Source organism: Thalassolituus sp. ST750PaO-4 (assembly GCF_020320405.1).
Lineage (GTDB): Bacteria > Pseudomonadota > Gammaproteobacteria > Pseudomonadales > Oceanobacteraceae > Venatoribacter > Venatoribacter alkanivorans.
The window spans coordinates 418,034-436,837 of sequence record NZ_JABVCB010000012.1 but is presented as its reverse complement, the minus strand read 5'-3'; the positions used below and the strand labels follow the sequence as shown (position 1 = coordinate 436,837).

Annotated in this window: 20 protein-coding genes; 14 read left to right on the top strand and 6 right to left on the bottom strand. The window is 50.6% G+C overall.

The window, feature by feature from the left end; all coding sequences use genetic code 11:
- Positions 1–70: 70 nt before the first annotated feature.
- From HUF18_RS15140 to HUF18_RS15120, 5 genes are all read left to right on the top strand, one after another.
- Positions 71–427, top strand: coding sequence for an HvfA family oxazolone/thioamide-modified RiPP metallophore (locus tag HUF18_RS15140; RefSeq protein ID WP_225692770.1), 357 nt, complete (start codon positions 71–73; stop codon positions 425–427).
- 2 nt (positions 428–429) lie between these two features.
- Entirely contained in the window at positions 430–1,308 is an 879-nt protein-coding gene (locus tag HUF18_RS15135) for an HvfB family MNIO-type RiPP peptide maturase (RefSeq protein ID WP_225692769.1), read from the top strand.
- Entirely contained in the window at positions 1,295–2,074 is a 780-nt protein-coding gene (locus HUF18_RS15130) for an HvfC family RiPP maturation protein (protein WP_225692768.1), read from the top strand. Before HUF18_RS15135 ends, HUF18_RS15130 begins: the two co-directional genes overlap by 14 nt.
- Positions 2,075–2,089: 15 nt before the next feature.
- A complete protein-coding gene (locus HUF18_RS15125; RefSeq protein WP_145468811.1) occupies positions 2,090–2,698 on the top strand; it encodes an HvfX family Cu-binding RiPP maturation protein in 609 nt (202 codons plus the stop codon).
- A gap of 94 nt (positions 2,699–2,792) precedes the next feature.
- Complete coding sequence (locus tag HUF18_RS15120) at positions 2,793–3,533, top strand: MlaA family lipoprotein (protein ID WP_225692767.1); 741 nt, start codon at positions 2,793–2,795, stop codon at positions 3,531–3,533.
- A 67-nt stretch (positions 3,534–3,600) separates the two neighbouring features.
- Here the strand turns inward: HUF18_RS15120 and HUF18_RS15115 are convergent, their stop codons facing one another.
- Complete coding sequence (locus HUF18_RS15115) at positions 3,601–4,674, bottom strand: 3-deoxy-7-phosphoheptulonate synthase (RefSeq protein ID WP_145468809.1); 1,074 nt, start codon at positions 4,672–4,674, stop codon at positions 3,601–3,603.
- Between the two features lie 61 nt (positions 4,675–4,735).
- On the opposite strand from HUF18_RS15115, the gene HUF18_RS15110 reads away from it, so the two are divergent.
- On the top strand, positions 4,736–5,665 hold the full coding sequence (locus HUF18_RS15110) for a DUF72 domain-containing protein (RefSeq protein ID WP_225692766.1): 930 nt from the start codon (positions 4,736–4,738) through the stop codon (positions 5,663–5,665).
- 13 nt (positions 5,666–5,678) lie between these two features.
- On the opposite strand, the gene HUF18_RS15105 is transcribed toward HUF18_RS15110, so the two are convergent.
- Positions 5,679–5,858 carry a helix-turn-helix domain-containing protein gene (locus tag HUF18_RS15105; protein WP_186435878.1) on the bottom strand — a complete coding sequence of 60 codons (180 nt, stop codon included), beginning with the start codon at positions 5,856–5,858 and terminating at the stop codon, positions 5,679–5,681.
- Positions 5,859–5,979: 121 nt separating this feature from the next.
- The gene (locus tag HUF18_RS15100) at positions 5,980–6,753 is read right to left on the bottom strand and encodes a sulfite exporter TauE/SafE family protein (protein WP_225692765.1); all 774 of its coding nucleotides are present in this window, start codon (positions 6,751–6,753) and stop codon (positions 5,980–5,982) included.
- Positions 6,754–6,887: 134 nt separating this feature from the next.
- Here HUF18_RS15100 and cysB point away from each other — a divergent pair, with 134 nt between their 5' ends.
- Positions 6,888–7,862, top strand: a complete 975-nt coding sequence (gene cysB / locus HUF18_RS15095; RefSeq protein WP_145468806.1) for an HTH-type transcriptional regulator CysB — start codon at positions 6,888–6,890, stop codon at positions 7,860–7,862.
- A gap of 57 nt (positions 7,863–7,919) precedes the next feature.
- On the opposite strand, the gene HUF18_RS15090 is transcribed toward cysB, so the two are convergent.
- The gene (locus HUF18_RS15090) at positions 7,920–8,645 is read right to left on the bottom strand and encodes a phosphoadenylyl-sulfate reductase (protein WP_225692764.1); all 726 of its coding nucleotides are present in this window, start codon (positions 8,643–8,645) and stop codon (positions 7,920–7,922) included.
- Between the two features lie 244 nt (positions 8,646–8,889).
- Between HUF18_RS15090 and thrH the strand changes: the two genes are divergently transcribed.
- Positions 8,890–9,507: a bifunctional phosphoserine phosphatase/homoserine phosphotransferase ThrH gene (gene thrH / locus HUF18_RS15085; protein ID WP_225692763.1), complete on the top strand. Its 618-nt coding sequence runs from the start codon at positions 8,890–8,892 to the stop codon at positions 9,505–9,507.
- A gap of 111 nt (positions 9,508–9,618) precedes the next feature.
- On the opposite strand, the gene pabB is transcribed toward thrH, so the two are convergent.
- Positions 9,619–10,902 (bottom strand): aminodeoxychorismate synthase component I, encoded by a 1,284-nt coding sequence (gene pabB / locus HUF18_RS15080; protein ID WP_225692815.1) that lies wholly within the window; start codon positions 10,900–10,902, stop codon positions 9,619–9,621.
- Positions 10,903–11,334: 432 nt separating this feature from the next.
- Between pabB and HUF18_RS15075 the strand changes: the two genes are divergently transcribed.
- The 6 genes from HUF18_RS15075 to HUF18_RS15050 all read left to right on the top strand — a co-directional run bounded on the left by HUF18_RS15075 (position 11,335) and on the right by HUF18_RS15050 (position 17,924).
- A complete protein-coding gene (locus HUF18_RS15075) occupies positions 11,335–12,345 on the top strand; it encodes a DUF6160 family protein (RefSeq protein WP_225692762.1) in 1,011 nt (336 codons plus the stop codon).
- Between the two features lie 206 nt (positions 12,346–12,551).
- Positions 12,552–13,502: a C39 family peptidase gene (locus HUF18_RS15070; protein WP_225692761.1), complete on the top strand. Its 951-nt coding sequence runs from the start codon at positions 12,552–12,554 to the stop codon at positions 13,500–13,502.
- Positions 13,503–13,529: 27 nt separating this feature from the next.
- Complete coding sequence (locus tag HUF18_RS15065; protein ID WP_225692760.1) at positions 13,530–14,597, top strand: transporter; 1,068 nt, start codon at positions 13,530–13,532, stop codon at positions 14,595–14,597.
- A gap of 51 nt (positions 14,598–14,648) precedes the next feature.
- Positions 14,649–16,298 carry an OmpP1/FadL family transporter gene (locus HUF18_RS15060; protein ID WP_225692759.1) on the top strand — a complete coding sequence of 550 codons (1,650 nt, stop codon included), beginning with the start codon at positions 14,649–14,651 and terminating at the stop codon, positions 16,296–16,298.
- The gene (locus tag HUF18_RS15055; RefSeq protein WP_225692758.1) at positions 16,208–17,095 is read left to right on the top strand and encodes a DUF4124 domain-containing protein; all 888 of its coding nucleotides are present in this window, start codon (positions 16,208–16,210) and stop codon (positions 17,093–17,095) included. The genes HUF18_RS15060 and HUF18_RS15055 overlap by 91 nt, the downstream gene beginning before the upstream one ends.
- Complete coding sequence (locus HUF18_RS15050) at positions 17,076–17,924, top strand: alpha/beta fold hydrolase (RefSeq protein ID WP_225692757.1); 849 nt, start codon at positions 17,076–17,078, stop codon at positions 17,922–17,924. Before HUF18_RS15055 ends, HUF18_RS15050 begins: the two co-directional genes overlap by 20 nt.
- A 15-nt stretch (positions 17,925–17,939) precedes the next feature.
- Here the strand turns inward: HUF18_RS15050 and ppsR are convergent, their stop codons facing one another.
- Positions 17,940–18,761 carry a posphoenolpyruvate synthetase regulatory kinase/phosphorylase PpsR gene (gene ppsR / locus HUF18_RS15045; RefSeq protein ID WP_145468797.1) on the bottom strand — a complete coding sequence of 274 codons (822 nt, stop codon included), beginning with the start codon at positions 18,759–18,761 and terminating at the stop codon, positions 17,940–17,942.
- Positions 18,762–18,804 lie beyond the last annotated feature (43 nt).

The window sequence follows — 18,804 nt, the reverse complement described above, 5'->3', positions numbered from 1 at the left end:
ACTAATGTGTCAGCCTCCGCTCTACGGACGCGGGGCCAGACTCTTAAAAACCAATGAACAGGACTACATCATGGCTAAGAAAACAATGAAACCCGTTGCTGCTGTACTGGGTACCGCCTTTATTGCCGCGCTGGCTCAGGCGCCGGTAGCCTCTGCTGCTGAAAACCCATTTGCATCCGCCGAGTTACAGTCTGGTTATAAGCTGGCTGCAAACCATGAAGGCAAGTGCGGTGAAGGTAAATGCGGCGCCGAAAAAACAAAATCTGAAGGCAAGTGCGGCGCAGAAAAAACCAAATCCGAAGGCAAATGCGGCGAAGGCAAATGTGGTGCTGAAAAGCCCAAGGCAAATGCTGAAGGTAAGTGCGGCGAAGGCAAGTGCGGTGCCAGCAAAACGAAAGCTGAAGGCAAATGCGGCGCAGATAAATAACGATGAAAACATCCTCCCACTTCGTTTCCGGAGCCGGGTTGGGTTTGCGGCGGGCTTTGATGGGCCCGCTGGCAGACGTGCCGGATTCGGCGATTGATTTTATGGAAATTGCGCCGGAAAACTGGATCGGAATTGGTGGCCGTTTTGGCAAACAGTTACGCCAGTTTACTGAACGGTATGATTTTCTTTGTCATGGTCTGTCTTTATCTCTGGGTGGCCCGACACCACTCGATGAAGCACTGGTCCGCTCGGTCAGAAGCTTTATGCAGGAGCATGGCATTAAGGCCTACAGCGAGCACCTGAGCTATTGCAGTGATGATGGTCATTTATATGATCTGATGCCTATTCCGATGACCGAAACTGCCGTTAATTATGTCGCTGAGCGCATTATGCGGGTGCAGGATATTCTCGGGCAGCGTCTGATTATCGAAAATGTGTCGACCTATGCCGAGCCCGGTAAAGAAATGTCGGAGCAGGATTTTGTCTGTGCCGTGCTGGAAAAGGCCGACTGCGACCTGCTGCTGGATGTTAATAATGTTTATGTGAACAGTATTAACCATGGTCAGGATGCGTTGGCTTATATCCGCGCCATGCCATCAGAACGTATCCGCTATCTGCATATTGCCGGTCATTACGATGAAGCCGATGACCTGTTGGTCGATACCCATGGTAATGCGGTTAAAGCCGATGTCTGGCAATTGTTGCAGCATGCTTATCAGTGTCATGGGGTGCTGCCTACGCTGCTGGAACGGGATTTTAACTTCCCGGAGGTGGCTGAATTAGTGGCTGAGCTTGATATTATCCGCCAGTATCAGGACGAGGCTGAGCGCACTGTAAAAAATGGTTCTCTGATCAGCGGAGGTATTCGTGTCAGTCGCTGAGCATAATGAACACCTTAAACTGCAGCGGGAATTTGCCGCTCATCTGCGCAATCCGGAGGTGGTAGCTGCGCCCGGGAGTATCGATGAGCGCCGCCTGTCAGTTTATCGCGAACTGTTTTTTAATAACGTTAAAGGCTTTCTGGACACAACCTTTCCGGTCTGTGCCGAAGTGCTGGGCGAATCTCGCTGGCAGGCCTTAGCGCGTGATTTTTTTGCCAGTTACCGCGCCCAGAGTCCTTATTTTCTGGAAATTCCGCGTGAATTCCTGACTTATCTCGAAACGCATTATCAGCCTGACGCTGATGATCCTGAGTATTTTTATGAGCTGGCCCATTATGAGTGGCTGGAGCTTGCGCTTGATATCGCTGTTGCTGCTGATACTACCGGACTGAAGAGTGAGTTGACTGAACAGAATCTGGCAGCCGGCATTCCCTTGGTGGCGGTGGCTGAAGGTTTTCTTTATCAGTATCCGGTACACGAAATATCGTTACAGAATAAATTCCCTGAAGCGAAAGCAACGGCGCTGATCGTTTATCGTGCACCGGATGATCAGGTCCGCTTTATCGAAACCAATCCTTTTACCCTGCAATTACTGGCTCTGCTGAAAGAACAAACGCTCAGTGGCTATGACGCTGTCTGCACGTTACTGCAACAGGCCGGAATGAGTGTCAGCGAAGCTGCAGTTGCCGGTGGTATGGCTATTCTGCAGCAATGGGCCGGGCAGGGATTAATTACCGGTGTTCAGGCCGTAACCGAAGCGGATTAATCTGAGGAATATGTTATGTCGTTAGTCAGTTTTCTTGATGCGCAGCACGACCGGTTAAATTCAACCCGTGCTTTCGATTTTTTGGCTCCTCTTGCTTTGCGCCTGTACCTGGCTGCTGTTTTTTGGGTAGCCGGTATGAATAAAGTGGCCGGCTTTGATAATGTGGTTGAATGGTTTGGTAACAGCGATTGGGGATTGGGGTTACCTTTCCCCTGGCTGATGGCATTTCTGGCGACGGCTGCTGAAGTGGGCGGTGCGGTTTTGCTGCTGCTGGGGCTTGGCACCCGTTACATTGCTGTGCCCCTTATGATTACCATGCTGGTCGCCATTTTTACCGTGCACTGGGATCATGGTTGGCAGGCGGTTGCGGATCTGAATTCTCCGGGAGCCACGGCGGCGACAGCAGAGGCATTAACCCGTCTGGAACGGGCACGTGAAATATTGCAGGAATATGGCAACTATGCCTGGCTGACGGCGGATGGACGTTACAGTTTTGTGGTGTCCAATAACGGTATTGAATGGGGCGTCACCTATCTGCTGATGCTGCTGGTTTTGTTTTTTCAGGGGGCTGGCCGCTGGTTCAGTCTGGACTACTGGATTGAGCAACGTTATCGGGCGCAATAGAGTGTTCCGTACGTGTTGCGTTCGTGGTGCGCGTGGGTCTGTTTTTATCGGTTCTGAGCTGTTTTAATGATGCGAAATTTACAGTAGAGAATTCATGATGCGCGCACCATGGTTGCTCCCCTTATGCCTTGCTTCTTCATTAAGCTGGGCGGCAGAGACGACAGATCCAGACCCCTGGGAAGGGTTTAATCGCTCTGTATTTGCGTTTAATGAAAATCTGGATAAATACATCGCCAAGCCTCTGGCGCAGGGGTATCAGTACATAACCCCCGAGCCTGTCGATCAGTCGGTGACGCATTTTTTCTCCAACCTTGGTGATGTGCTGGTTATCGTTAATGATATTGGCCAGCTGAAAATGGGGCAGGCGTTATCAGATACAGCCCGTTTTCTTATTAACAGCACTGTTGGGTTCTTTGGCGTGTTTGATGTGGCTACGCATATTGGCCTGCCAAAGCATGACGAAGATTTTGGTCAGACGCTTGGCTACTGGGGCGTGGGCAGCGGACCTTATCTGATGTTGCCGTTCCTTGGGCCCAGCACTTTGCGTGATGGTACTGGCCTGTTGATCGACTACCAGAGTGATCTGGGCTACACCGGAATTGGCAACAACTACGCACAGGAGATTGGGCTTTATACCGTGCGTGGGGTTGACCTGCGTGCCGACTTAATTGCCTCTGAGGGGCTGATCTCCGGCGATCGTTATACCTTTATCCGCAGCTTTTATCTGCAGCGCCGCGAATATCTGATTAACGATGGCGTTGTGCAGGATGAGTTCGAAGATGACTTTGACGATTTCGATGATGAAGAAGACTGGGGAGACGATTGGGATAAGTAATGTTCTCCGCCTGGTCAGCATAAAAAAACCCGCATCAGCGGGTTTTTTTATGCGCGCCGGATGTTAATCAGGCGTTACGCTTTGGCAGTACGTCTTTCAGTTTATTGCGCATGCTGCGGATGGCTTCTGCTGTTTCGTCCCAGCTGATGCAGCCATCGGTAACTGACAAACCGTATTCCAGATCGTCGAGATTGGCCGGGATGTTCTGGCGGCCATGTTTCAGATTGGATTCCACCATCAGGCCGATAATGGATTTGTTGCCTTCCAGAATCTGGTTGGTGACATTATCCATAACCAGAGGCTGTAACGCCGGGTTTTTATTGGAGTTTTCATGGCTGCAGTCAACCATGATGTTCTGCGCCAGATCGGATTTCGCCAGCGCCTGTTCGGCGAGGGAAATATTCACTGAGTCGTAGTTCGGCTTGCCGCCGCCGCCACGTAAAACCACGTGACCATACGGGTTACCCTTAGTCGATACGATGGATACTTTACCGCCCTGATCAATACCGAGGAAACGGTGCGGGTTGGCAACCGACATCAGGGCATTGGTGGCAACGGTCAGGCTGCCGTCAGTGCCGTTTTTAAAGCCAACAGCAGAAGACAGGCCAGAGGCCATTTCACGGTGAGTCTGGGATTCGGTGGTGCGCGCACCGATGGCTGACCAAGTGATCAGATCCTGCAGGTATTGCGGAGAAATAGGATCCAGCGCCTCAGTCGATAAAGGCAGGCCGAACTCGGCGAGATCAATCAGCAGGCGGCGGGCAATGTGCAGACCGTCCTGGATCTTGAACGTATCGTTCATATAGGGATCGTTGATCAGGCCTTTCCAGCCGACGGTGGTGCGCGGTTTTTCAAAGTAAACGCGCATTACCAGATACAGGGTGTCGCTGACTTCTTCGGCCAGATCGCGCAGGCGTGCTGCATATTCTTTGGCGGCTTCTACGTCATGGATAGAGCAGGGGCCAACGACGATAAAAATGCGGTGGTCTTTACGGTCCAGAATATCGCGCACGACCTGGCGGCCTTGCTGTACGCTGGCAACAGCGGCTTCGCTGCTGGGCATGTCGGTTTTCAGTTGTTCCGGGGTGATCAGCGGAACAATCGACTCAATATTGAGATCTTCTACGCGATTGTCAGTCATTCTGCTTCCTGATTGTGGGCGAATGTGGGCGAATGTAATTCTGTTACAATGATGCCCGATTATGACAAATGATAACCCGCTTGCACATCCATTCCCGCTGACAGATGCACGCAATTCTGCGCAATTGTATCTGGGCCTGCCTATGTGGTTTATGCCGGACTGGAAAGGAAGGCTGCTGAATACCCATTGTGGTGCCGCAGACGCACTGAGCAGTTATTCGCAGGTATTCAGCTCGGTGGAAGGCAATACCACCTTTTATGGGCTGCCGTCTGCTGCTCGGGCAGAGCGCTGGGCGCGGCAGGTTCCTGAACATTTCCGCTTTTGTTTTAAAGTGCCGAAAAGTATCAGTCACGCAGGCGATATTCCCCGTCAGCTGCTAAAAGAAGGTCCGTTGCTGGCGGATTTTATTACTCCGCTGCGTGAGCGTGTTGGTGTGCTGTTACTGCAATTGCCGGTCAGCTTTACACCTCGGCGCAGTGCAGAGCTATTTTCCGCGCTGGAAATATTACAACAGCTGGTGAAGCTGCCGCTGGCGGTTGAGTGCCGTCATCCGGGGTTTTTCCTCAAAGATCAGCACGAAGTGACGTTGTTGCAGGAGTTAAAGCGGCTGGCAGTTAATCGGGTTGTCTTTGACAGCCGTGGCTTGTTCCGGGATGGCTCGATAACAGACGCGGTTATTCATGCGCAAAGTAAAAAGCCGCGCCTGCCGGTGCATCCTCTGGCAACGGCACAGAATCCCGTTGTCCGTTTTATCGGCCATTCAGACTGGCAGCAGAATCTGCTGTATCTGCAACAGTGGCAAACTAAAATTCAGCAATGGCTGCGCGAGGGCCGGTCGCCATATTTCTTTGTGCATACCGCCGGGAATCATGATTGTCCGGAGTTCGCACGTTATCTGGTTAAGTTTTGGCAGGGTACTATGGCTGATTGGCCGGGAGAGGGGGCCGGAGGCAATTCCGCTGCAGGAAATACAGCGGATTTGTTTGCTTAAGTTGCTGCTGGAATCAGCGCAGCTTGCTTTGCAGTTCTTTAAATTTCATTACTTTTTCGGCTTCGAATACCCAGGTGCCCTGAGTCTCTTCGCCGTCAAGCAGACCCTCGCGGGCATAGCGTTTTACAGTGACGGGTTTGAGTTCAAGAATTTCCGCAACTTGTTCCAATGACAGTTTTTCCGATGTGCTCACAGATATACCTCCGTATTTTTCTGTAAGCCTAGACCGGATTTCTCCGGGTGTTGGCGGAATTAAGGAAATGTCAGGTGAAAAACAAGAGGGTGAACATTTCCGGTGCGCACCTGGGCAGGAATCAGAAGAATGCGTATTTTGCTCCCAGCATCAGCAACAGGCTGGCAAGTATGGGCTTTAACAGTTCATCCGGCATTTTTCGGCTCAGGTGGCTGCCAACATGGATGGCCGGAAGAGAGCCGATTAACAGAGCGCCGAGCAGAGCGAAATCAACATTACCCAGATACATATGGATAAAGCCGGCGCACAGTGTTAACGGCACCGCGTGAGCAATATCGGTGCCGACAATGTGGGTTGAACGCAATGCAGGATAAAGCAGCATCAGAATGGCGGTGCCAATTGCGCCTGCGCCAACCGACGATAATGTAACGAATACACCGAGAAAAACACCCATAGCAAAAGTAGCCTGAGGTCGCCATCTGGCCCAGTTGCGTGAGCTGGCTCTGCTGGCCCATTGCTGGATCTGTTTGCGCAGCAGTATGACCACGGCCGTGAGCAGCAGCATGATGCCAAGGGCATTGCGCAGCAGGTGGGCGTAGTTTTCCGGGTGTTGGAACAGATATTCAAGCAGCAGGCCGGTCAGAAGTGCACTGGGAATGCTGCCCAGTGCCAACAGTTTTACTAAGGCCCAGCGGACATGACTCTGCCTGTGGTGGCTCCATGCGCCTCCTGCTTTGGTAATGCCGGCATACATCAGATCGGTACCTACAGCGACCTGCGGCGGGAAGCCAAACAGCAACAAAAGCGGGGTCATCAGAGCGCCGCCGCCAATGCCTGTCATGCCAACAATCAAGCCAACGCCAGCGCCAGCTGCTATATATAACAAAATATCCATGAAATATGGTCTAAAGTAGTACAGGAGGCTCTAAGAGAGGCGATTGATGCTAATGTAGAGGGTGGCATCTATTCTGGAAAAGAATATTTGTTTATATTTTTATAACAAATACTGAGGTTTGGCAGGGAGGAATTATGAAATTGCAGCAATTGCGATACATCTGGGAGGTAGCGCATCACGACCTCAACGTGTCGGCAACAGCCCAGGTGCTGTATACCTCGCAGCCGGGCATCAGTAAGCAGATCCGTCTGCTGGAGGATGAACTGGGGGTTGAGATTTTTGCCCGCAGCGGCAAGCACCTTACCCGAATCACTCCTGCTGGCGAGGCCATTTTGCAGGTGGCTGGCGAAATTTTGCGCAAAGTTGAAAGCATTAAACAGGTTGCGCAGGAGTTCAGCGATGAAGCCAAGGGCAGTTTGTCCATTGCGACGACGCATACTCAGGCACGCTATGCGCTGCCTGGCGTAATCGAGAAGTTTATGCAGCAGTATCCGGATGTTTCCCTGCACATGCATCAGGGGACACCGATGCAGATTGCAGAAATGGCCGCCAACGGCACGACCGATTTTGCTATTGCCACCGAAGCGATGGAGCTGTTCGGCGATCTTATTATGATGCCGTGCTATCGCTGGAACCGCAGTATTCTGGTGCCGCGCACGCATCCGCTGGCGCAGCACCCAAGGCCGACGCTGGAGCAGGTGGCCGCTTATCCACTGGTTACCTACGTCTTCGGATTCACCGGGCGTTCCAAGCTGGATGATGCCTTTAAGAGCCGCGGCCTGACGCCACGCATTGCCTTTACTGCGGCCGATTCCGACGTCATCAAGACCTATGTGCGTCTTGGTGTCGGTGTGGGTATTGTTGCCAGTATGGCGCTCGATAAAGAACTGGATGATGATCTGGTGGCACTGGATGCCAGCCACTTATTTGCGTCCAGCGTGACCAAAATTGGCTTCCGTAAAGGCACCTTCCTGCGTGGTTATATGTTCGATTTTATTGCCGCCTTTGCGCCGCATCTTACCCGCGATCTGGTTGAGCGGGCTGCGCAGTGTCATAACAAGCAGGAAATTGATGAACTGTTTGCCGGAGTGACTTTGCCGGAGCATTGATGATTTATTCATGTGACAAAAAAGCCGCTCAGTGAGCGGCTTTTTTGTTGTCTGGCATCAGCCCTTGCTGATGATATTACCGGCGTGCAGGCCACATTCTTTGTGGCCGGCGCCTTCCCACCACCAGCGGCCTTCACGTTCGTGCTGGTTGGGCAGGGTTGGGCGGGTGCATGGCTGACAACCGATGCTGACAAAACCCTGTTCGTGCAGCTTGTTGTACGGCACGTCGAATACTTTGATGTATTCCCACACCTGGGCTGAGCTCCACAGAGCCAGTGGGTTGTACTTGGTCAGCTCACCGTTGCGCCCCTGAAAAGCACCATCGGCTTCGACCAGTTGCACATCGCTGCGCGTGCCGGGGCTCTGATCACGGCGCTGGCCGGTGATCCAGGCGTCAAGTGTCGCCAGCTTGGCTTTCAGGGGAGCGATCTTACGTACGCCGCAGCATTCCTGATGGCCATCTTCGTAGAAACTGAACAGACCCTTTTCGCGCACGAAGTTCTGCAATGCAGCTTGCTCTGGCGTACGCACGTCGATGCTGATGTTGTAGTGTTTGCGTACCGCTTCGATAAATTCGTAGGTTTCAGGGTGCAGGCGGCCGGTATCCAGAGTGAAAATTTCGACATCAGGCTTAATTTTTACGGCCATATCGATCAGTACAACGTCTTCGGCACCGCTGAAGGATACTGCGATTGCATCGTGATTTTCGATGGCGTGGCGGATCAGATCTTTCGGGCGCTTGTCGGCAAATTGCTCATTGAGAGCGGTAAAATCCTGGGTCATGGTTCTGGCCTAATCGGTTGCTGTGGGCCGGCGTTTTCTGTTGGCTTGCGCTGATGGCACCAGGGCAGACGCCGTGCATTCTTTGTGGTGGAGATTAGCATGGCATTTTTAGCTCAAATAATAATAAAAAAGAATATTATTATGCCGCTATTATGGTGTGTATCTGCAGGGATGTTGTCAATCGGGGTGCATATGGCTAGAGTACGCGCCGAATAACAGTCTTCTGTCTAATTGTGGAGTATTCATGGAAATCGCGTGTCTTGACCTTGAGGGTGTACTGGTTCCGGAAATCTGGATTGAGTTTGCCCAAAAAACCGGTATCGAAGAGCTGAAGGCAACGACGCGCGATATCCCCGACTATGACGTGCTGATGAAACAGCGCCTGCGCATTCTGGATGAGCATAACCTGAAGATTCAGGATATTCAGGAGGTGATTGCCACCCTGAAGCCGCTTGAAGGTGCGGTGGAGTTTGTTAACTGGCTGCGTGAGCGCTTTCAGGTGATTATCCTGTCGGATACTTTCTATGAATTCTCTCAGCCTCTGATGCGCCAGCTGGGTTTTCCGACCCTGTTCTGCCACCGTCTGATCACCGACGAAAGCGGCCGTGTGGTTGATTACAAGCTGCGTCAGGCTGATCCCAAACGCCAGTCAATCCGTGCGCTGCAGACTATTTACTACCGTACCATCGCGGCTGGTGACTCATACAATGACACTACTATGCTGGCGGAAGCCGATGCAGGCATCCTGTTCCATGCGCCACAGAATGTGATTGATGAGTTCCCGCAATTCCCGGCCGTACACACCTATGAAGACCTGAAGAAGGAATTCATCAAAGCCAGTAATCGCGATCTGACTCTCTGAGCATAAAACGCTCAAAAGCAGTAAAAACAACAATGCCGGCAATTGCCGGCATTGTTGTTTCTGGAGGGCATCTGATGTCTGGAGGGGGTGGAAAAGGGGGCAGGTAAAGGCTCAGAGCGGCGTGTTCAGAATGCGGCCTACTTTGCTGTGAATCTCCTGCCATTCATCTTCCCAGGTGGAATCCATCACTATACCACCTCCGCCCCAGCAGACGGCTCCATTTTTAGTTGCGGCGATGGTGCGGATAAGAATGTTGAAGTCGGCATAGCCAGCATCATCGAAGTAGCCCAGAACACCGCAATAGGCTCCGCGTGGTTCGTGTTCCAGCTCATCAATAACCTCCATGGCCCGGCGCTTGGGCGCGCCCGTGATTGAGCCGCCGGGCAGGGCGTCAAAGATCACATCCACTGCGTGCTGATCAGGGCGTCTGGTTGCTACGATGGTACTGACCATATGATGCACATTGGCGTGGCTCTCAATATCAAACAGCTTGGTCACTTTGACCGAGAAGGGTTCGGCGCTGCGGCTCAGATCGTTGCGCAGCAAATCCACAATCATCAGATTCTCGGCACGGTTCTTGGGGCTGTTGGCCAGCCACTGACGATTGTGTTCGTCGGCTTCGGCCGTTTCACCCCTTGCAATGGTGCCCTTGATTGGCTTGGTTTCGATACGGTCACCATCAATGCGGATAAAGCGCTCCGGGCTGACGCTGAACAGTGTCTGTGCCGGTGTTTTCAGATACGCCGAAAAGGGTGCATTGAAGGTTTGCAGCAGCGATGCCGGGTTGTGGTTGGTAAGGTCTGACTGGCAATGAAAAGGCATTGCCAGGTTAACCTGATAGCAATCACCGGCTACCAGATAATTACGCGTAGCGCCAAAGGCCTGCTGATATTGCTCCTTGCTCCAGCCGCTCTGCCATTGCTGCTGTGGGGATGATGGGTTATCTGTTTTTCTGTGCTTCTGTATGGCTGCCTGAATGTGATTGATAAAAGGAATCGTGACTGTGTCGGGCAGATTGTGTGGATTCTGCAGGTTGCAGCTGTTTTCAGCAAAATCCAGATAAATACTCAAGGGGTAGTGAAAAAACTCTGCAAGCGGGGTAGTTGATTGCGATGCAGGCAGCCCCTGCAGAACCCTGCCGGCCTCGTAGCTTAGGTAGCCCGCCCAGCCGCTACAAAAAGGCGCTGTTACTGGCGAGGAGTGTGGCCGGTTGCGGTTGCTTGCTGAGTGTTCCCGAACGGCTTTGCGTATCTGCTGGAGATCCTGCTTGTTGCTGGCTGTCAGTGACTTGTCAGGAAGGCAGGCAAGTACCGCTGTGCTCTCCTCTGAATTGCTGGATTGGGCGTTTTGCGACACATTTGATTGATGACCGCCCCGGGATTTGCCGGAAAACATCAGTATTGGATTATCCAATAAGTGGCCTGACAGGAGGGCTTCCAGGGCAGAGAAGGGTAGTTTTTTGTGTATCATTTCAGGCCAGTTTTTTAAGGTGCATTTAAGTTTAAGTTGTTGAATTATAAAGAATATTAAGGGGTGCTTAGCAGAAAGTACCAGTGTCGTAATGGGGAGTTGGGTTAGTGCGTGTAATTAATTGTAAAAAAGTGGTGGACAACACCAAACCCCCATAATAGATTGTTCAACAATTCTCCGGGCAGTTACGAATTGCCTGAACAGAAATAAGAATAAAGAAAACTGTAATCAGAAACCAATTTTAAAAAATTCACAGAGATTGTACCGGGTGGGGCTGTAACGGCCTGACGGTATGGGATCGGTGATAGGGCACGGAAAATGCCCGGAAACCTAAGAAAAATAATCAGGAGTGTGCACATGAAATTCCTTAAGAAAGCTTCTCTCGCCGCGGCTATTGCAGCAGCATCAATCTCTGCTCAGGCAGAAATGGTTGCTCTGGATGACGCTACTATGTCTGCAACCACCGGTCAGGCTGGTGTGACAATCGATATCTCTGTTCCTACCACGGGCATAACCATTGGCCAGATCGTCTATACCGATACAGATGAAGGTGCCCTTGATACAACCCCTAAGGGTGGTTCGGTGGTGATGAACACCTTGGGCATTAAGGGCGTGTATGGCGATACAGCTGCCAACCAGGCGGCAGGTGTTGTTGGTCAAGATGCAGAGTTGGCTCTGTCTCAAACTATCGATGTTGATAGTGATGGTGACCTGGTGATTGGTATGTCTACAGATAGTAATGTCGATCTGGGTATTACGCTGGCAGACATTCAGCTTCAAGATTCAACTGCTTCTACTTTGAACAGTGAGCTGGTTAGTGGCTTGTCGATGCAGTTGTCTATTGGTAGTAACTCTACTACTCGTATTAATAATGTTGATATTGCGACCGAGACTCTGGGTAGTTTTGGTATCGTTGGTAGCAAGATGGCCAATACGGCAAGTATTGTAATTGAATCTGATATGCAGGTTGCAATTCGTGACTTGGATGTTGGTATCTTCGGTTATACTGATCAGCAGGCGCTTGCAGTGCGAACAGCAAAAGAAGCAGGCTCTGTGGCTGTGGGTGATTTGGATGGTAACGGAACGGCCAACGAAAGTGCTGACTATGATGTTTACCAGGCTCGTGTTGCAGGCTCTTCTGCTGTAACTATTACGGATCTGTCTTTTAATGATGGCACGGCAGCGAAAGGTTTGGTTAACGTTTCCCAGAAAATTTGGGCAGATGCTGATGGTGTTAATATCCAAATGGGGGCCATTAATGGCACATTAACGGTCGGTGCAATTGGTGTTGGTGGTGGCAATGTCGGTTCTCTGACTGTATCCAATATCAACCTTGCAGGTTTAACTCAAACCATTCGTGGTCACTAAGTTCTGCTTAGGTTGCCGTAATAAAAAACCCGCTTCGGCGGGTTTTTTTATTTGTCTTGTTGGGATTTTATTTTGCATAAAAGGGCAAAAAAGAAACGAAATTGACACTTTTTGTGTTGGTCGTTTGTGTGATTTTATGTAACATGAGCTTCGACTCACCATAACAATAACAAGTAATAAGTCGGAGGGGCCTCAGGCCATCATCTGTGTTTATCATTCTCCTAGGTTCCATTATTGGCTTTGCCATGGTTCACGAGTTGGCTATTGTGAACGACCGCCAGCAGGGTGATGCCTTTGTTCGCGTGGCCGTGAACGAGCCTTATCAGTATGATCAGCTGGTAAATGTTGAGCCTCTGTCCGTTAAAAAATTCAATAACGTTGTGCGCCAGGCGTATGACTATTCCTGCGGCTCTGCTGCACTGACCACATTACTCGACTTTTATTTAGGACGTAACTTTCAGGAGCGTCAGGTGATGGAAGGCCTGCTGCGTTTTGGCGAGACTGAACGCATTGTTCAGCGTCGTGGTTTTTCACTGCTGGATATGAAGCGTCTGGTTACCGCGCTTGGGCATCCATCCGGTGGGTTCAAGGCTGAGGCCAAAGATTTACTGGAGTTGGATCACCCGGCGATTGCGCCGATCGAATATGCTGGCTTCAAGCACTTCGTGGTTATTCGTGCCGTCTATGAAAACCGTGTGTACTTGGCTGATCCCGCGTTAGGCAATATCAGTTTTACACTGAGTCGTTTTCTTGAAGTCTGGGATAATAACGTATTGTTTATTGTTTTCCCTAACGGTCACAAACCGGCCAGTGGGCTGGAGTTGCGCGAAGAAGATATGCGCTATGTTTCTGATTTTATTATCGCGGAAAACAGCTATAAGGAATTTCCGCTGATGGCTATGAAATATGAAGATGCCATCAGTAATCAAATTGCCTCTCTGAGTAATAATGCTAAGTCCTCGTTTGTTCCTCGACTGCTTCCTAAGGACAATGAAAATGATCCGGATGTGGCCATGCGTGATGAAGACGGCAATGTGCTCTATACAATCGATTTGGACTATGCAGCTGACGGTGTGAATTCGGATGAGTTCAATGTCAGAGTCACCAATGATCCTAATGAGAGCCTAGTTAAAGAACTGCGCTTCAGAAGAAAATAATAACGATACGGGATTTAAGGAAAATTCATGTTTATTCGAACCACGCTGATCTCGCTACCGCTGCTGCTTGCATGGGGGGCTAATGTTCACGCTGACCAGGCTCAGGATTTGTCAAAAGCCCGTGAAGCGCTGACCAAGCAGGATAATGATGCTGATACTGAAAAAGCACTGGAAGAAGTGTTTGAGGCAGCAGAGAAAAATTATTCTCTGCTGAAACGGGGCGGCGTGGCTCTGAATTATAACTTCGACTATAGCTACTATGGTGATCAGCGTATTGATCTGGTGATTGAGCCTAATGTGGATTCTGAAGGTAAGCCTACTGGGTCTTCTACAATCCGCAATGCGGATGTATCTCCGGTTGCCAGTCATACCTTTACCAACGCCTTTACTTTTGACTATGGCTTATTTAATAACCTGACCCTGAGTGCACGTCTGCCTCTGGTTGCCAAATTTGAAACCGAAGATGAACTGACCGCTTATGCGCTGGGTGATATCAGTGGCTCGGTACGCTGGCAGCCTTACGAATATGTCCCTGGGCAGATGAGTCAGACAGTTTTTGGTTCGCTGAAGCTGAAAACCGGCGACAGTCCCTACGAAATTGATCTGGATAGAAACTTGTCCAGCGGCTCAGGTACTTATAGTCTGAGTGGTGGTTTGAGCGTATCCAAAGTGCTCGATCCGGTTGTGCTGTTCGGATCGGGTAGCTACGGTTATAACATGCCGGAAAAAGGTCTGAATCAGGTGCGTGGCAGCTCTATTCTGCAAGAGGTTCATCCGGGTAACAGCCTGTCATTCTCTATGGGTTTTGCGTACTCGCTTTCTTATGACGTGTCACTGAGTGCTTCTTTTCAGGGCTCATTTAACGATCGTACGCGCTTCCAAATATATACGCCGAGTACCGGAGAAACTCAGAACTCTATTTCTGGCAGTCAGATGAGCGGCATTATGAACTTTGCGCTGGGTGTTCGTGTTTCACCTAAAACCATTGCCAATATCAACGTTGGTTTTGGTATGACCGAGTTATCTCCCGATATCATCCTTGGATTATCGTTACCGATCGACATTGAGGGTGTGAAACCTTCGTCCGGTAGCTAATAGGCTATGGCTTTTATAACGATAAAAATAACAGGGTTTCGGCGAAGCATTATGCGCATTCTTTTCCTATTTATTTTTCTGGTGCCAGGGTTGGCCAGCGCACAGTTGGCTCAAAACCTGTTTCTGGATACCAAAGCCATGTCGCTGGGTAATGCTGTTACAGCAGACCCGGTCGGAATTATGGATATTCATTTTAATCCGGCGGGTCTGACTAAGCTTGAAGGACGGCAGATCCAGGTTCAGCTGATGAATATTTTGTTGTCTTCTGAGGCGACCTTTAGTCTGCCGGATGATTACAATAGTGATGATGCTGGCCTTCTGGATATCCGCAAGGATCCGATTCTGGGTAGTGATGGTCGTGCTGAAAGTCATGCGACTGCGGCAGCCTATATTCCAGGCATTGGCCTTATGCCAATGACATTGCCAGTACTGACTCTGCCGACCGGCGGCGTATCCATTCAGCCACCTGGATCAAAGTTTACCTTTGCCAATGCGGTATATGCACCAATGGCTGCAGGTTTTGCCAAAGACGATAACGACCCGGGTCGTTATCAGGCCAAACAGGTTGCTTTGCAGCGTTTTACTTATTTGTCACCTTCTTTTGGCTATAAGGTAACCGATGAGTTTTCGGTCGGTGCCAGTTTCCTTTTTTCTCATCAGGCGGTAGCGGTTGTGCAGGATATTCGCGCGCCAAGTGTCCTGATTGGTGTTTTAGAGCAATTGCAGACAGCTTTTGGTTGTTTTGATGATACAACAGGGAAACCAACCGGTAATGATCCTCTGGCACCATTAATTTCGCTTTGTGGTGGTAAGGTTGGACCTTATGAAGATGTGGGCACTCTTAAAATTGTCACTGAAGAAAGTCTGTCGCCATCATTCAACCTTGGCTTTTTATGGGAGCCGGCTGACTGGTTTGCTTTCGGCGTAGGTTACCAGAGTGAAGCTGTATCGCGTCTGAAGGGTACTTATGATCTCGAGTACACCGATGAATTTTCCGATTTTTTCCGTAAGTTCCGTTCATCCATTATTGGTGCGATTGGCGGCGCTATCTTCTCGTTACCAACTGGTGTGAGAAAAGAGAGTGGTCACGTTTCTACTGAATTGACGTATCCGCAGCACTTTCAGACCGGTGTTAAATTACGTTTCCTGGATAAATACCAGTTAAACATGGATGCCGGCTGGACTGATTACGATAAGTGGGATGCGCTGGAATTTGAGTTTGACCGCCAGGTAAGCTTCCTCAGTACCGCTAAAACCCTGGCGCCGACATTGGTTAGCGATACTTCTTTACGCCAGCCGCTGAACTATAAAAGCGTCTGGAGTTTTGGTTTCGGTATGCAGTACGACCTGAATTCTCGTATCAAGCTGCGCTTGGGTTATGAGCCGCGTAAAAGCTCAATTCCGGATGACGCGCGCAGCATTCAGGCGCCGCTGGGTTTTGCCAAGCTGTACAGTGTGGGTATGGGGTATCAGTGGGATCTGGATACGGTAGTGGATTTGTCACTGAGTTTCATGCAGTCTAAAGAAACCATTCTCGCCGATCCTCAGAATGCTGAGTCTACCGGCGAATACCCTAATTCAAGTGATGCCATTAACCGTAACTGTCTGACATGTACCGTAACCAACCCTTATCCGGGTCTGGATGTAGACACCAAGCTGACCATCGGTGCAGCAGGTATCAGCTTCCGTACCAAATTCTGATTCTGCTCTGCTTGGCTCTGGCATTTCCTGCCGGGGCTGAGCAGGAGTATTTCACCTGGGTGGATGAGCAGGGGCGCATCCATAACAGCATTAAACCTCCTTCTGAAAAACCTGAAAATATTCCGCAGGCAAGTAATGCGCAGGAAAGTGATTTTTTGACGGAAGAAGAATTTCAGGAAAAACTGGCAAAAGATAACGCCGATAATCCTCCTTTTTATACCTGGATTGATGCGCAGGGGCGCCTGCAAAGTCAGGAAATTCCTCAGGTTAATATCGAGGTTGAGGAGCTTACTCAGTTGCAGGCGGCGGATCATTCACTACTGCCGCCACTGCGTGTAGCCGCTGAGATAAGGGATGCCGGTTGCTGTGCACAATATGCTCATCTGTTTAAAGAAACGATTCCGGAATATGATTCGGTTGTTTTTTCACAGCCACAAATGTCGGTTCCTTTCAAAACCCGCTCAGGCGATAAGCCTGCATGGTATTTTCGCCTGACAGGCAGTAATGGTGCTGCACGCCGCGCGCTGAATCTGTATTTTCGTGGAACCGATGAGCCAGAGAAGGGAGCTGCTACGGTTGCGCTTATCGCATTGAATAAGCAGCTCCAGCCGTTGTATTTTATTCCGCAGCTGATTACTCAAAGTTATCTGTCTACCTGGCGTTCTGAGGCTTACCGGGAAAGTCTGGTCAGTATTCTTGATACTGAGGTTTCTGCATTCATTATTTATTTTCCTGAATCCGTGCCAGCTTCCGCTTCGCTGCAGGTAGAATGGATGCATGGAAAAACATCAGATTAATTGCCGTACTGCAGGCTGCGAGCAACATGCGCTTCTGCTTCAGTATCCGTCTTTACGCGAAGCTTCTGCGCCGCGCCGTTTATTGCTGCTTCACGGCGCCGGCGTGCCGGGCGAAGTGACCTGGACCTATGTCGCGAATTACCTCCACGAATGGGATGAGATTCTAATACCGGACTTTGCCGGTATGGGGCGTTCCCGGTTTCTCGTGGATACCCCGCCGCGCCTGAGTGACTATGTGCTTCAGATTCGCGAGTTGTGTGAAGCGCTCGATTGGACGGAATCTGATATCGCCGGCTATTCCTTTGGCGGCATGGTTGCCGTGCGTTATCTGCAGCAGTATGGTTCGCGGGGCTTATGTTTTTTGCTGGAGCCGGCGATGCTGTTTTCGGCTGACTGCGGCAAAATACGGCAGAAAGCGGATGATTATCTGACCGTTGCCGACCGGGTTGAACAGAATCCGCAGGATGTGGATGCTTATTTCACTTTTCTGGATTCGGTATCTCCGCAGCGCATGCGAAATGACAAAGTTGACCGGCTGACGATTGCGCGCTTACAGGAAAATGCTCAGGGCTTTGCCCAGGCATTGCGTGCGGTCAGTCAGATGTTGCTGGACGACTGCGCAACTTACGCGGGCTGGATCGCACCCTGGCCGGGCATCAGTTTTGTCGGTGGATTGAGCCATGCGACCATGCTTGGCCGTCATCGTTTGCTGGCAGAGCAAAGTGCCGACTGGCAATGCCATGTGGTGGATAACGCTGATCACAGCCTGGTGTTTACCAAGCCGCGCACCATTGCCAAAGTGATGAATGAGCGTCGCCAGCGGGGCTGACGACGCATATTTTGCTTAGCTCTGCAGGCGACGCTGCAGACCTGTTTCGGCCATGATGCGGGTCGAAATTTCCTCGATTGAACGGTCGGTGGTGCTCAGGAACGGAATCTGCTCGCGCTGATACAGCATCTCAACTTCATCAATTTCGTGATAGCACTGCTTAAGTGACGCGTAACGGCTGTTGGCGCGGCGTTCATTGCGGATGGCAGCCAGACGGTCCGGGTCGATGGTCAGACCAAACAGTTTGTGGCGGTGTTGTTCCAGGCTGTTGGGCAATTTCAGGTCGGCCATATCTTCTTCGGTCAGCGGATAGTTTGCCGCTTTAATGCCAAACTGCATCGCCAGATACAGGCAGGTTGGCGTTTTACCTGAGCGTGATACGCCCACCAGAATAATGTCGGCTTCGGCATATTGGCGGGTGCGGGCGCCGTCGTCGTTATCCAGCGCGAAGTTCACCGCATCGATGCGCGCCAGATAGCTGGTGCTGGTTGTGGGGGAATGGGATTTGCCCACGCTGTAGGACGATTCAACCTGCAGTTCCGCTTCCAGTGGCGCGAGGAAGGCGGCAAAAATATCGATCTTCAGGGCGTTGGCTGAGTCGATAATAGTGCGTATTTTTTTATCGACAATGGTGTCGAACACAATGGCAGGAGCGCCGCTGTTTTCCGCTGCCAGGTTAATTTTGGCTACGGCTTTCTCAGCCTTCTCGATTGAATCGATATACGGCAGGGTGATGCGTTCAAATTCAATGGCTTCAAACTGAGCCAACAGACTGTTGCCCAACGTTTCGGCGGTAATGCCTGTACCGTCGGAGATAAAATAGGCGGTTCGCTTCATGTGGAAATTTGTTCCCTCTGCCCTTAGTATTACGCAGCCGTTC